15 protein-coding genes and 1 pseudogene are annotated in these 12,785 nt (G+C 63.0%); 7 read left to right on the top strand and 9 right to left on the bottom strand.

Annotated elements, in window-relative coordinates:
• The first annotated feature begins 61 nt into the window (after window positions 1-61).
• The 4 genes from HK436_RS21510 to HK436_RS33670 all read left to right on the top strand — a co-directional run bounded on the left by HK436_RS21510 (window position 62) and on the right by HK436_RS33670 (window position 3,104).
• Window positions 62-1,042: a tripartite tricarboxylate transporter substrate binding protein gene (locus tag HK436_RS21510; RefSeq protein WP_173193041.1), complete on the top strand. Its 981-nt coding sequence runs from the start codon at window positions 62-64 to the stop codon at window positions 1,040-1,042.
• An 82-nt stretch (window positions 1,043-1,124) separates the two neighbouring features.
• On the top strand, window positions 1,125-1,595 hold the full coding sequence (locus HK436_RS21515; RefSeq protein WP_173193042.1) for a tripartite tricarboxylate transporter TctB family protein: 471 nt from the start codon (window positions 1,125-1,127) through the stop codon (window positions 1,593-1,595).
• Between the two features lie 13 nt (window positions 1,596-1,608).
• A complete protein-coding gene (locus HK436_RS33665; protein ID WP_376769184.1) occupies window positions 1,609-2,340 on the top strand; it encodes a tripartite tricarboxylate transporter permease in 732 nt (243 codons plus the stop codon).
• Complete coding sequence (locus HK436_RS33670; protein WP_376769185.1) at window positions 2,295-3,104, top strand: tripartite tricarboxylate transporter permease; 810 nt, start codon at window positions 2,295-2,297, stop codon at window positions 3,102-3,104. Before HK436_RS33665 ends, HK436_RS33670 begins: the two co-directional genes overlap by 46 nt.
• Before the next feature lie 5 nt (window positions 3,105-3,109).
• Here the strand turns inward: HK436_RS33670 and HK436_RS21525 are convergent, their stop codons facing one another.
• A complete protein-coding gene (locus HK436_RS21525) occupies window positions 3,110-3,910 on the bottom strand; it encodes a CPBP family glutamic-type intramembrane protease (protein WP_173193044.1) in 801 nt (266 codons plus the stop codon).
• Between the two features lie 110 nt (window positions 3,911-4,020).
• Window positions 4,021-5,712, bottom strand: a complete 1,692-nt coding sequence (locus HK436_RS21530; protein WP_173193046.1) for a GspE/PulE family protein — start codon at window positions 5,710-5,712, stop codon at window positions 4,021-4,023.
• A gap of 178 nt (window positions 5,713-5,890) precedes the next feature.
• Between HK436_RS21530 and gspD the strand changes: the two genes are divergently transcribed.
• From gspD to HK436_RS21545, 3 genes are all read left to right on the top strand, one after another.
• Window positions 5,891-8,104, top strand: a complete 2,214-nt coding sequence (gene gspD, locus HK436_RS21535; protein WP_173193048.1) for a type II secretion system secretin GspD — start codon at window positions 5,891-5,893, stop codon at window positions 8,102-8,104.
• On the top strand, window positions 8,101-8,652 hold the full coding sequence (locus tag HK436_RS21540; RefSeq protein WP_173193050.1) for a prepilin peptidase: 552 nt from the start codon (window positions 8,101-8,103) through the stop codon (window positions 8,650-8,652). The genes gspD and HK436_RS21540 overlap by 4 nt, the downstream gene beginning before the upstream one ends.
• 320 nt (window positions 8,653-8,972) lie before the next feature.
• Window positions 8,973-9,356 carry a hypothetical protein gene (locus HK436_RS21545; RefSeq protein ID WP_173193052.1) on the top strand — a complete coding sequence of 128 codons (384 nt, stop codon included), beginning with the start codon at window positions 8,973-8,975 and terminating at the stop codon, window positions 9,354-9,356.
• A 27-nt stretch (window positions 9,357-9,383) separates the two neighbouring features.
• Here HK436_RS21545 and HK436_RS21550 read toward each other — a convergent pair whose 3' ends face one another.
• The 7 genes and pseudogenes from HK436_RS21550 to HK436_RS21575 form a co-directional block, all read right to left on the bottom strand.
• Window positions 9,384-10,046: a prepilin-type N-terminal cleavage/methylation domain-containing protein gene (locus HK436_RS21550; protein WP_173193054.1), complete on the bottom strand. Its 663-nt coding sequence runs from the start codon at window positions 10,044-10,046 to the stop codon at window positions 9,384-9,386.
• Window positions 10,043-10,231 carry a hypothetical protein gene (locus HK436_RS21555; RefSeq protein ID WP_173190149.1) on the bottom strand — a complete coding sequence of 63 codons (189 nt, stop codon included), beginning with the start codon at window positions 10,229-10,231 and terminating at the stop codon, window positions 10,043-10,045. The genes HK436_RS21550 and HK436_RS21555 overlap by 4 nt, the downstream gene beginning before the upstream one ends.
• Window positions 10,159-10,404 (bottom strand): PilW family protein, encoded by a 246-nt coding sequence (locus tag HK436_RS33675; RefSeq protein WP_173193056.1) that lies wholly within the window; start codon window positions 10,402-10,404, stop codon window positions 10,159-10,161. Before HK436_RS33675 ends, HK436_RS21555 begins: the two co-directional genes overlap by 73 nt.
• Window positions 10,401-10,814 carry a GspH/FimT family pseudopilin gene (locus tag HK436_RS21565; RefSeq protein ID WP_173193058.1) on the bottom strand — a complete coding sequence of 138 codons (414 nt, stop codon included), beginning with the start codon at window positions 10,812-10,814 and terminating at the stop codon, window positions 10,401-10,403. The genes HK436_RS33675 and HK436_RS21565 overlap by 4 nt, the downstream gene beginning before the upstream one ends.
• Before the next feature lie 61 nt (window positions 10,815-10,875).
• Window positions 10,876-11,154, bottom strand: a complete 279-nt coding sequence (locus tag HK436_RS33145) for a type II secretion system protein GspG (protein WP_312860695.1) — start codon at window positions 11,152-11,154, stop codon at window positions 10,876-10,878.
• A 50-nt stretch (window positions 11,155-11,204) separates the two neighbouring features.
• Window positions 11,205-11,312 (bottom strand): annotated as a pseudogene (locus HK436_RS33150) (prepilin-type N-terminal cleavage/methylation domain-containing protein); the annotation flags it as partial.
• A 9-nt stretch (window positions 11,313-11,321) separates the two neighbouring features.
• On the bottom strand, window positions 11,322-12,521 hold the full coding sequence (locus HK436_RS21575) for a type II secretion system F family protein (protein ID WP_173193060.1): 1,200 nt from the start codon (window positions 12,519-12,521) through the stop codon (window positions 11,322-11,324).
• Window positions 12,522-12,785: the final 264 nt, after the last annotated feature.

Raw genomic sequence — 12,785 nt, forward strand, 5'->3', positions numbered from 1 at the left:
CCCACGTTCCGTATCGTCAATTCTGGACGGCGCTATCGAGGAGAATTTCGGGAGGAATGAAATGCTCAGAAGATCGGTTCTTGGACTAGCAGTAGCCGGCGCGATCGCCACCCTGCTGCCGTTTGCGACACCTGCCATGGCAGAATACCCAGAGCGTCCGCTGACGATCATCGTGCCCTGGGGCGCGGGTGGCGGCACCGATGCCACGGCCCGTATCATCGGTTCCGTGCTGGAGAAGGAACTGGGCCAGCCGGTGAACGTCGTCAACCGGACCGGGGGCTCTGGTGTCGTTGGCCATTCGGCAATCGCCGAGGCCGATCCGGACGGCTACACGCTGGGCATTGCAACCGTCGAGATCGGCATGATGCACTGGCAGGGTCTCACCGAACTGACCTGGGAAGACTACACCCCGCTTGCGTTGATGAACGAGGACGCCGCGGGCGTACAGGTCGCCGCGGATTCCGGATATGACACGCTGGAAGCGCTTCTTGCAGCCATCGAAGCGGGCGAACCGGCGACGTTCCGGGCCTCCGGAACAGGCCAAGGCGGCATCTGGCACCTGGCAATCGCCGGCATGTTGAACGATCGCGGCATCGACCCCGCCAAGGTTCCGTGGGTGCCGAGCGAAGGTGCAGCTCCAGGCCTACAGGAACTTGTCGCCGGCGGCGTCAACATCGTACCGTGTTCGCTGGTGGAAGCCCGCGCGCTGATCGACGCGGGGCGCGTCAAGTCGCTCGCAATCATGTCCGCCAACCGGGCGGAACTCTTCCCCGACGTGCCCACGCTCAAGGAAGCGGTAGGCTCGGACTGGCAGATCGGCGCCTGGCGCGGCATCGTCGGCCCGGCCGGGCTGCCGGAGGACGTCGCAACGAAGCTGACCGCCGCTCTCGAGACCGTCTACAACAGCGACGACTACCGCAACTTCATGAAGGCGCAGGGATATGGCGTGCGCTGGGCGCCGGGCCAGGAATTCGCCGATTTCATGAGCCAGAGCAACCAGGCGCTCGGTGACACGATGAAGGCCGTCGGCCTCGTCCAGTAGCAACCGGACGGCATGGATGGGATGAAGGGCGCAGCAGCGCCTTTCATCCATCCTGCCGCGCTGTATGCCGCGCGAGGTTTCGATGCGCTTCAGTGACACCATGTTGGGTGCCATGCTGCTGGTCTTCGGGCTGGCGGTCGGCATCTATTCGCAGACCTTTCCGGCAATACCCGGCCAGCGCTACGGGGCAGCCGCATTCCCGACAGCCATCGCCATCGGCTTCGTCGGCTGCGGGCTGGTGCTGCTTGTGCGTGGGTTTCGCGCCGCGCCGTTTCCGCTGATAACGCGCACCGAGTGGACCCGGAAGCCGGGCGCGATGCCGGCAATCTTGGTCACGATACTCTGCGTCGTCGCCTACATTTTCTTCGCGCGCCATCTCGGCTTCATTCCGATCTCGATACTGATCCTGATTGTCCTGTTCAGGATGCTGCGCGTCCCGTGGTGGCAGACGCTTATGTTCGCGTTCGCCGCCGCCTTTGTGTGCGATTTCGTTTTCAGATCGATCCTTCTCGTGCCGTTGCCGCAGGGGTTCATGCCCCGCCTGCCCTGGTAGGACGGAGCCCCGTATGAACGCGATCCTTGCCGCATTCGAACTGGTCTTCACCGTCGATGTACTTCTCACGCTGATTTCGGCGGCACTTTTCGGTCTGCTTGTGGGCGCGGTTCCCGGATTGACCGCCACCATGGCCACGGCACTGCTGGTGCCGCTTACCTTCTTCATGGACCCTATCCCCGCTGTAGGCGCGATGGTCACCTGCGCGGCCATGGCTATCTTCGCCGGCGATATTCCTGGTGCCTTGCTGCGCATACCCGGCACACCGGCCTCCGCGGCCTATGTGGACGAAGCCTACGCGATGACGCGCAAGGGAGAGGCGGAAAAGGTGCTGGGCGCCTGCGTCGTCTTCTCGGCCATCGGAGGGTTGTTCGGCACGGTCGTGCTGATCTTCGCCGCGCCGGCGCTTGCCGAGATCGCGCTGAAATTCTCCTCGCCGGAATATTTCTGGATGGCGCTGCTGGGACTGACCTGCGCCGCCTTCATCGGTGCTTCTTCACCGATCCGCGGCATGGTGAGCCTGCTGATAGGCCTCCTCATCTCGACCGTGGGACTGAACAACCCGGCCGGCGTGCCGCGCTTCACCTTCGGCTCGACCGACATGCTCGCCGGCATCGACTTCATTCCCGCGATGATCGGCCTCTTTGCGGTTTCGGAAGTGTTGCGCACCATCGCCGCCGGCGCGCCCCCTGGGACTCGATGCAGACCAAGGTCGGTAACATTTTCCGCGACTGGGGCGCAATGATCAGGACGTATTGGCGCCAACAGGTGCGCGGCAACGTGCTCGGTACAGCGATCGGCGTGCTGCCCGGCGCAGGGGCGGACGTGGCGGCCTATGTCAGCTACGCCATCAGTCGCCGTCTGTCGCGCAATCCGGAGAAATTCGGCACCGGCCATGTCGAGGGCGTGATCGAAAGCACCTCGGCCAACAATTCGTCACTGGCCAGCGCCTGGATACCAGCGCTGGTCTTCGGCATCCCCGGCGACACCATCACCGCCATCGTCATCGGTGTGCTTTATGTGAAGGGCATCAATCCCGGCCCCACACTGTTCCTTTTCAACCCGCAGACCATCTACGCGGTCTTCCTGATCTTCATTCTGGCCAACCTGTTGATGGTGCCGCTTGGCTGGCTCGTCATCAAGCTCGCCAGACACCTGCTGCGCACGCCGAGACGCGTGTTGATGCCGATGATCCTGATCTTCTGTATCGTCGGCGCATTCGCCTCCAACAACGCCGCCTACGGCATCGTGCTGATGCTGGGTTTCGGCGTGCTCGGCTTCTTCATGGAGGAAAACGAGATCCCGATCGCCCCGTGTATCCTGGGCATCGTCATCGGGCCGATCCTCGAACGCAACTTCATCACGACCATGATCAAGTCCGACGGAGCGGTTACCGCCTTCTTCGAACGGCCGATCGCTGCGGCGCTCGGCGCGGTCGTGGTGATTATCTGGTTATCGCTAATCCTAGGGGCCTGGCGGCGCCGCAGCGCAGATGATCAAACCTCCTGACCGGATCAGGCCGTACCGGCATCCGGACTGATCGCCAATGCCATGACAGTGAAAATGAGCCAGTCATTGATTATGTGCGCGCCGGTCGACACCCAGATGTTTTTGGCCACTATGTAGCCGACCAGCAGCACGATGCGGGCCGTCCCTATGACAAGAAAACACTGGACGAAATTCCAGCCATAGGTCGGCAGATGCAGGGCGCCGAAGATCAGGGCCGCCCCCAGCCACGCAACCACGATGGCGCTTTTCCTCGTCATCGCAAGCTTTGAATGACAGAACCATAGAATCGCCAGGAACGGCAGGACGGAAACGACCTCTTCGCCGAAGAGCTGGGGGATTGTCCTCGCATAGAACAAGACAAGCCCGCCAGCCGACGAGTCGCCGATGATGCCGCCGACGGGATTGGCATTCATCTCAAAAATCGAGCGAATGGCCAGCACGACGGCGACGGAAACGATGAGGTTGGCGACCGCGATACCGACCATCCACAAAAGGTCGGCCATGACCGGCTTGCGAAAGAGTGACGTCCACGCAGAGCCAGCGACCATCGCCAGCGTCACCAAAGGTATCCCGAAGAAGAGCAGAACCGGGAGCAGGCCGCCAGCCAGGGTTCTCAGAATTCCGATCGGTGCGATCAACAAGGCGAAGCCGGCAGCCGTACCGATAAGCAGAGCGAGCCATTGCACTCCGGATAGGGAAACGGGGCGTCCGTTGTAAAACGGAAAGTCTCCGGCGGACTCGCGTTCGATCGCGAATAGATCCGGCAGCGCAGGCGCTGCGTTACCGGGCTGTGGATGATGCGCCATAATTCGGTCCTCCATGCCGGCAGCGACGCCTCATGGTCATCAGGCCGCCATTAAAGCAAAAGTCCTGAGGCAAATGCGGCCGGCAGCACCTGCCCCCGTCATTAGCGGCATTAACGAAGCGCGGTCACGCGCACCACTTCGGACGGAGACGTCAGCCCATCGAGAGCCTTGCCCACCGCGTCATCGGCCATCGTCGTCATGCCACCTCGCAGCGCAGCTGCCTCGATCCTCGCATTGTCGCCGCCCTCGGACGTCAAATGCACGACCTCCTCGCCCAGCGTCAGGATTTCGAACACGGCGATACGGCCGCGATAGCCCGCATCGGCACAACGGGCACACCCGACGGCCTCGAACACCTGATCGCCGGCACTGAAACCCACGGCCGAATAGCGCGGATCGCCTGCAAGCAGATCGGGGGCGATGGTAGACGGTCGCTTGCAATGTTCGCACAGCCTCCGAACCAGCCGCTGGGCGACCACACCGCGAACCGCACCGACAAGCAGGTAGTTCTCGATGCCGAGATCGCGCAGACGCGTAAATGCTGCGGCCGCCGTATTGGCGTGGACCGTGGTCAATACGAGGTGGCCGGTGAGACCGGCCTGAACCGCCGCTCGCGCCGTTTCGGGGTCGCGTACTTCGCCGACGAGGATGATGTCAGGGTCCTGACGCACGAAAGCGCGGATCGCCGACGAGAATGTGAGGTCGATGGCCGGCTGCACCTGCGATTGGACGATGCCGGGTATCTGGTACTCGACCGGATCCTCGATGGTGACGATCTTGCGGCCGGGATCGTTCAGGCGAGACAGGGCGGCAGCCAGCGTGGTCGTCTTGCCGCTACCGGTAGGACCTGCGACGACGATCATGCCATGCGTATGCTCCAGAAGCCTGTGCAGCGTTTCCATGTCACGACCGCGCAGGCCAATGCTGCCGAGATCGACCAGCGCACCGTCGCGCTGCAGGATACGCATTACCAGCGTCTCGCCGTGGATCGACGGCAGCGTTGCGACACGCATCTCGATATCGCGGTCGCGCACCTTGAGGCGCATGCCACCATCCTGCGGCCGGCGACGCTCTGCAATGTCGAGCCCCGCGAGCACTTTGACACGCGAGACAATCGGCTCACCCATATCGGCAGCCGGAGGCGTCATGACCCGCAACACGCCGTCGATGCGGAAACGCAGAACGAGCCGCCCGCGCATCGGCTCGAGATGAATGTCGGTCGCCCGCAGGTCGACCGCCCGCCGGAAAATGTCGTCGACGGCCATGACCACCGGCGCGCCGCTGGCCATGTCCCGCAGGTCGGCAATCGCCTCTTCCGACGATAGCGACGCTTCAGCGACTCCCTCGGGAGCCTGCGCGTCCGCGAGTCGCTCCAGACGCGCTTCCATGTCGGGCGCGGAGACAACGCAGAGCTCGGCATGCTCGTCAAGCACCGCGAAAAGAGCATCGAGCGGCTCATGATCGCCCGGATGAAGCGCACCCACGAGGCGCGTGCCGTCCGCACCGCGCAGTGGAAGAAGCCAGTTGTCGACTAGAAACCTGTGCGAAAGGTCCGACGCCGCAATCTCCATGTCTTCCAGAGCGGCCCCATCCAGCAGCCGCACCCCATAGCGGCTGGCAAGGAAGGCCGCCAATGCATCGGCGTCAACGAGCTGAGCGTCAACCAGGCGGTGCAGATCGGAAGCGCGGGTTACGCCGCCCGCCCCGATGACACGGTCCATCGCGCCGAGCCCGGCGAGACCGGCATCCGCAATCGCCTCGAGCATTGCCCGACCCTGGAGCGCCGGATCGTGGATATTCATGCCTTTTCCTTGCTGGCTCGCCGTCTCTGTCCGTCAGATGCTGTCTCATCTGCAACAGGGTCACGCATTCCTGTTAAGGAGAAATGGGAAAACAGGTAGAACCGGTTGTCAAGCTGAACTGCGCTGCGATAGAAGTCTTTATAATAAGTAAATGTCGCGTACTTGTCGGGGTATTTTAGTGAAAGTCGGGAGCGGGGACATCGTCGCGGCGAAACGCGCGCGTTTCGCGACAGTGCTGGGCACCGCTGCCCTTTTGCTGTCAGCCTGCGTTTCCGGCAAGAATATCGAAGAAGCCATGCGGCCCGACCCGCTGGAGCGGGCAACCAATGCCGACCTGTCGGCAAGAAATCCATCAGGTGGTGGCTTTCTCTCGTCTTTCGGTTTCGGCCGCGGCAACAGCTCTCAGGCGCAGCTCTACGGCGGCACGGACCGCACATCGGTTGTGGCGCAGGCAAGCGAGTTGTCTCGTGTCGTCACCAGCGGAGAAACTTTCGAGGTCAATCTAGACGGCGCCGAAGTTGCGGTGGCGACACGCACGATCCTCGGGGAGATCCTGCGCATCAGCTACGTGATCGACCCGCGCGTCACCGGACAGGTTTCGATCGTGACGGCAAGACCCGTGCCGGCAGCCGAAATCCTCTCCATGTTCGAGGCTTCGCTGCGCAGCAACGACATCGCACTGGTCCGCGAAGGCAACCGTTTCAGGCTCATGGTGGCCGCGGAGGCCATGGGCGTGGCCCAGCTTGACCAGAGCGTCACCATCCAGCCCGGCTACGGCGCCACCGTTCTCCCGCTGCGCCATGTGTCGGCCGACACGATCCTGCCGCTGCTCGAAAACTTCGTGACGCGCCAGGGCATGGTGCGCGCCGATGCCGGAGGCAATTCGCTAATATTCCAGGGAACGGCAGAGGAGCGGCGCGCAGCGATCGCGGCGGCGCGCTCATTCGACCAGGATTGGCTCGCAGACCAATCGGTTGGCCTGTTCCCGATCGAGAATTCGACGCCGGCCGCGATGATCCCCGAGCTTGAGCGTGTTCTGGGCCTGAACGAAGGCGGTCGTGGCCGCAATACGGTCAGCCTGCAGCCGATAGAGCGCACAAACACGATCATGGTGGTCGCGCGCACGAACGAGTTGCTGCATCGCGCCGCGAGCTGGATCAAGCGCCTGGATACGACGAACGTCGCCGGCTCGAACCTGCGTGTCTACCGGGTGCAGCACGCCGATGCCCGTCGGCTGGCCTCCATGGTCAACGCCCTCTTCACGGGTGGCGCCTCCGCGCAGGACGACCCGTCGCGTCAGTTCCCGCCGGGCTCCAGGCCGACACTGCAGCAGGGCACCGATGAGCCGATGGCCATGGCATCGGCGATGACCGGGGAGCAGAATAATGGCGAAGCCTTCGCAGCCGAACAGCCGCAATTCTCGGCGCCCGTTGGCGGCGGCCAAGCCTTGCTGGAGAACGTGCGCATAACGGCTAATCCGGAAAACAACTCGATTCTGATCTACGCGCGCCCGGACCAGCAACGTGTCATCGAGCAGGCAATCGTTGCTCTCGACCGCCCGTCGGCGCAGGTGGCAATCGAGGCCACCATCGCGGAAGTAACGCTCACGAACGATCTGCGCTACGGCGTTCAGTTCTTCCTCAAATCGCAGGACTTGGGGCTCGGAGACGATGACGGCTCGATAGGACTTTTCCGCGATGTTGGCGCAGCCGCGATTGACCGCGTGCTGCCCGGCTTCAACCTTCTGCTGGGGCCTGAAAGCGATCCCCGTTTGATCATCGATGCGCTGCGCGGTGTGACGGAAGTCAAGGTGCTGTCGTCGCCGTCCGTGGTGGTACTCGACAATCGAACCGCCAGCCTGCTGGTCGGCGACGAGGTGCCCGTCGTGACGCGCACGGCACAGACGATCGACGATCCCGATGCCCCGATCGTCAACAACGTGGAGTTCCGCAACACAGGCGTCATTCTGAACGTCCTGCCGCGCATCACGGCCAACGGCACCATCAACCTGCTCATCGAGCAGGAGATCAGCTCGGTTGCGCGCGGTTCGCCGGCGCTGACGCCGACGATCTCGCAACGTAAGGTCAACTCGACTGTTTCTGTCGCCAGCGGCCAGACGGTCCTGCTGGGCGGCCTCATCAGCGAAAACCAGACCAAGGGCCGCGACGGCATCCCGATCCTCGGCGACGCCCCCATCATCGGCGATCTTTTCCGCACGAACACCAACCGGGCGACCAGAACCGAACTGATTGTGCTGATCCGCCCACAGATCATCCGCGACAGCCTCGATGCGCAGAACGTGGCGGAGCAGATGCGCTCTCAACTGCGTGTCATGGGAACGCCGAGCCGCAACGTGCCGCTGCAGCGCCCGGCACGCACGCTGATCGAATGACCCTGCCGCGGGTGACGTGGCAGGCCATCGCGATCATGGCCTGTCTCCTCGCCGCCTCCACCCTTCCGCCGATGCTCCACGAACCGCTCTTGCGGCAGGTCGCGTGGCTGATGCTCTGTGCGCTCGCCGCAGCCATTGCCATAGAAGATCTCGCGCGAATGTTGATCCCGGATGGCTATACGGCTGCGATAGCTGTCGTTGGGGCGGCACTCGCCTTTACCACGCACGGCTGGGCAGGCCTTGGCGTGGCAGCGATCGAGGCGGCAATTCTTGCCGCCGGTCTAATGCTGATGTCGCTGTTTTATGAACGGCTGAGAGGCCGGTCCGGGCTCGGCTTCGGAGATGTCAAACTTCTGTCGGCATCCGCGCTGTTGATCGGGGTATGGGGTGTGGGCATGCAGATTCTTTTCGCATCCGTCGCCGCTCTCGTGTTCACGGCGCTCCGCGCCGCTCGCCGCCGGCGCCCTTTGAAGGCAGTCACACGCATTCCCTTCGCGACCTTTCTCGCGCCTGCCCTTGTCCTCGTATGGGCCTGGGTCGTTCGGTAACTGCCAGTCACCAGTCCCACGCAAGGCCGAGGCAATAGAGTCCAGTCTGCGTGTTTTCGCTCCTCGGGCGAAGTGGGGTGCGCGCACGACGGATGAACCTTTGAAGGTGAGGCGGGCAGGATGACAACGATCCCGGGAAATCTGCAAAATGGCGCGCATTGGCGCGATTTGCAGAAGCATGGCGCTTCCAAAGGCCTGGAAGACGGCACCGCATTCTTCAACCCTCCCCTGCCCAAACCCGACGGGCTGCCCTTCAAGCCAGGTCCTGTTGCCGACGGCTTGCCTGCGATGCCCTCCCCGTTGTCGAGGGGTTGCCTTTCATGCCGGCACCGGTCGTGGATGGGTTACCTTTTATGCCGCCCCCGAACATTGACGGCCTCCCCTTTGTGCCCGCGCCGGGCGTCGACGGCCTGCCTATGATGCCGCAGCCCACAATTGATGGTCTGCCCTTCATGCCCCAGCCCAGAGCCGACGGCTTGCCCTTCGTGCCTGAACCGGGAATTGACGGCCTGCCGATGATGCCCGGATCCGACCCTGTGATCGACGGCCTGCCGGTCATGCCCTACGATCCGCCGAAGGAAACGGACAAGGCAGCGCCCGGCGACAAGGATCCGCTTGATGTGGCCAAGAAGCGGCTGGCGGAGGACTTTGCGACCCGGATGCTGGAGAAGAAGAACCTGACGGATAGCGCGCTGGGCGAGTGAGCGTCCGACACCCTCCTGCGGCGGCTCTCAGCCGCTTCCGCCCATAAGCCGCAGGCATTCCTGGATCAGTTCCTGCGTGGCGCATGAGGCAGGCATCTCCGCCCGGGGACGGGCGTAGGCGACCTGCTGCCATGGCCGGGGGCTTGATCCCGATATCTCGATCCGCACAAGTGTCGGCAACCTACGCTGATCGGTCCACTCGTCGACGAAGGCGCCGTCAACTCCGCGGTAGGAGAGCGAAAGCCGCACATCTCCGCGCATAAGCGGCAGGTCTTCGCCGTTGCTACCTAGGTCTGACCCGTAGTCGCGGCGCATCCGCATGATGGCAGCCTCGCCGTCAACCGAGCCATATCCGTAGGTGACCCGGTCAAGCCCTGCCCTGCGCTCGAAGCCAAGCGCCGGCCGCACGAAACTCAAAGATTGCGCATTGCCCTCGAAAGTGCCGGCAACCGTACCGCCGTCAAAAATCAAAGTCGGCTGTGCCGCCTCGATTTCCTCAACCATGCGATCGAGCACGATCGCTGCCACGTCTTGATTGGCGCTGAGGAGCGTGATGCGATGCCACTGACCGGCCCAGCTACCAGTATACATCGCGATGCCCGCGAAAAGGATCGAGGCCAGCAAGAGCGCCAGCAACGCCTCGATCAAGGTGAAGCCACGCTTCGCCCTGCTGCGGCCGGCAAGGCTCAAAGCGGAGCGCTCCGAACTGTTTCGAGGATCTGCGCCGACGACACCGATGGCTGACTCACGCTCAGCGTGTAGAGCTGCCAGCCGGCGCGTCGCAGATCCGACGTGTTCTCATCTATGCGTGGACGCACCTCGACCCGGAAATCGCCCAGCGTGAAGTCTCCTGCCCGCAGCGGGTTGACCGCCATCGCCGCTGCGGCAGCAAGTTGCAGACTGGCGCGCCTTTCGACCGAACGCTGAAGCCCCCGAAGGAGCCGGATATTCCCGATATGATCGAGGCTACCGGGACGATGAGGACCAGCGCGATGACGAAGGCGGCCATCACCTCGATCAACGTAAAGCCGCGCCGTGCTCTTTTCATTGCGACGCCAGTTCGACGCGGCCGGTCAGCCAGTCGACGCGCAGCCGCGTCTCATATCCCGCTCCCGCCAGGGTAAGCACGCCACCGCAGGAACGCCCGTCCGGCAGGAAGCGCAAAGCACGGCGTCCGGCATCGACCGGGCACTGATTGGACGTTGACCAGACAAGACGGATCCCTTCATGAACCTGCAATGGCTCGCCGGCCCCCTCGATCAGGCCCTCCATCGCATCAACCACCACATCGATGGATGCGCGGCCACGAATAGCGTCGGTTCTTGCCTGCCGGAAAATGGCTGCTGCCCGCACGGCATCGGCCTTCACGTCGTTTTGCGAAAGCGAATTGCTTGGCACAGGCATGAGAACATACGCCGCAAGGGCTATGACAGCGAGGGTCAGCACCAGATCCAGCAAGACCACGCCCCGCCGCGAATCGCGGTTGCAGCGAAAGCCGGAGCGGCGGCCGGCAGTTTGGCTACTGCGTTGCACCGACCCCGTCCGGCCCCATGGTCACGATGGTGTAGGACCCGCCGTCGGCTGAATATCGGTACTCCTGGCCCCAAGGATCCAGAGGGACCGCGCCGCCGCGCAGATACGGACCGCTCCAGGACCGAGCCCCCGAAGGCGCCTCGACCAGGGCCCGCAGGCCTTCCGACTGCGTCGGGTAGCGGCCGACATCGATGAAAAGATGTCCAGCGCACTTGAGAATGCTCTGATCTGCAACTCGGCCGCGCGTTCGCGCGACTCGGTCAATTGCCCAATCAGGCGCGGGCCAACCAGCGCCGAGATAAGCCCGATGATGGCGAGCACCACCAGCATCTCGACCAGCGTGAAACCGGCACGCCGCCGACGCGACGGGCTACGCCGCTTTGCCTTGCATGCACCGAATGGTGCCGTATCTACAACACTCATGCTCCCACCCTATCGCACCAGTTCGTTGAACGACATCAGCGCGGACATGATTGACACGATCATGCCGCCGATCAAGACGCTTATGATGATCACAGCGGCAGGACCGATAAAGCCAACCAGCCGCGAAAGCTGGCGCTCCAGCCTTGCTTCATAAAAATCCGCGGCACGATAGGCAAGCCCGCTCAGATCGCCGCTTTCCTCGCCGATCCTCAACATCCGCACGGCGAGCCCAGGCAGCGACATGATCTCCAGAGCCTCGCCGATCCGGCGTCCCTGTCGCACGGCGTCGGAGGCGCGTTCCGCCCGCCTATCTGGGTCCGCAGGGTCAATGGCGTCACCGATCAGCTTGATCGCAGCCGGCACGCCGACCCCGGCTTCGACCATGATGCCCATCAGGCGCGAAAAGCGCGCCGTTCTATAGCTCATTGCGATGTCCGACAGAAAAGGCAGGCGTGAAACGAATTTGCGCAGACGCGCGCGAAATGCAGGGCGCCGCCCTGCAAGCAATCCCACGAGAAGCAGCAGCGCCGCGCCAGCCAGAATGAGGTCGCGGTTGTTGCGGATGCCACGCGACACGGCAAACATGAACTCGACAAAGCCGTTCGCCTGGCCGGTCTGTGCCAACACCGGCTCGAACTGCGGCACAACACCGATGAGGAAGAAGGTCATTACCGCCATGACGCCGACAAGCAGGAAAGCGGGATAGCGAAGTGCTTCGGCGACTTTGGCGGCAAGCCCCTCGAAGCGCTGGCGTTCTTCTGCGACGCGGGCGAGCAGCATCGGCAGTCGTCCCGCACGTTCGGCAATCCGTACCATCGCGATCTGAAAAGGCGGAAACAGGCGCGGCCAGTCCTCCAGAGCCTGCGAGAACGATCGCCCGTTCGCAAGTTCACCACGAAGCCGCGAAACGACCGGCCGCAATCGACCATTGTCGAACTCGCGTTCCATGATGGACAGCGCCTCGTCAACGCGAATTCCCGCATTGATCATGATCGACAGATCTGAAAGGAAGCGCGTCACCTGCGGGGCAGAAACGCTCAGCCGTTGCGCACCGCTACTCGCTGACCCCGATTTACGTTCATCCACGCTGACGGGTATGAGCCCGCGCCGGTCGAGAATGCGCAGAACTGATTCGGCATCCGCCGCTTCCAGTTCGCCCGTTTCCAGTCGCCCGTCCTGCGTAACCGCTTTGTAGGCGTAGCCCGCCATGAGTGCCTTTTTACTCCACTAGCGCCGTGAAGCTGCGCCCGACCATATCGATGATCCCGCCCTGTTGGGGGATGTCCCGATTTCTAGATCAGAGGCATGCTTCCTACAATGTCCCTGCGGCAGCCACAGCCTCTCATGACGCCTCGCCGGGGAAGGCATTCGTGGATTTTCGGCGAGGCAAACTCTGGAAGTCTTCAGCCAGCAAATTTTCTTGTTCTGCTCTCGGCCTGATTGCAACTAGTACATTTTATACATGCTTACGCC

It is taken from the genome of Neoaquamicrobium sediminum (assembly GCF_013240295.1).
In the GTDB taxonomy this organism is placed as follows: Bacteria; Pseudomonadota; Alphaproteobacteria; order Rhizobiales; family Rhizobiaceae; genus Aerobium; species Aerobium sediminum.

Bases quoted from the DNA above. Each gene is read 5' to 3' on its own strand.
- HK436_RS21510 (WP_173193041.1), top strand. From the start codon at position 62: ATGCTCAGAAGATCGGTTCTTGGACTAGCAGTAGCCGGCGCGATCGCC.
- HK436_RS21515 (WP_173193042.1), top strand. From the start codon at position 1,125: ATGCGCTTCAGTGACACCATGTTGGGTGCCATGCTGCTGGTCTTCGGG.
- HK436_RS33665 (WP_376769184.1), top strand. From the start codon at position 1,609: ATGAACGCGATCCTTGCCGCATTCGAACTGGTCTTCACCGTCGATGTA.
- HK436_RS33670 (WP_376769185.1), top strand. From the start codon at position 2,295: ATGCAGACCAAGGTCGGTAACATTTTCCGCGACTGGGGCGCAATGATC.
- HK436_RS21525 (WP_173193044.1), bottom strand. From the start codon at position 3,910: ATGGCGCATCATCCACAGCCCGGTAACGCAGCGCCTGCGCTGCCGGAT.
- HK436_RS21530 (WP_173193046.1), bottom strand. From the start codon at position 5,712: ATGAATATCCACGATCCGGCGCTCCAGGGTCGGGCAATGCTCGAGGCG.
- HK436_RS21540 (WP_173193050.1), top strand. From the start codon at position 8,101: ATGACCCTGCCGCGGGTGACGTGGCAGGCCATCGCGATCATGGCCTGT.
- HK436_RS21545 (WP_173193052.1), top strand. From the start codon at position 8,973: ATGCCGGCACCGGTCGTGGATGGGTTACCTTTTATGCCGCCCCCGAAC.
- HK436_RS21555 (WP_173190149.1), bottom strand. From the start codon at position 10,231: ATGGCGGTCAACCCGCTGCGGGCAGGAGACTTCACGCTGGGCGATTTC.
- HK436_RS33675 (WP_173193056.1), bottom strand. From the start codon at position 10,404: ATGAAAAGAGCACGGCGCGGCTTTACGTTGATCGAGGTGATGGCCGCC.
- HK436_RS21575 (WP_173193060.1), bottom strand. From the start codon at position 12,521: ATGGCGGGCTACGCCTACAAAGCGGTTACGCAGGACGGGCGACTGGAA.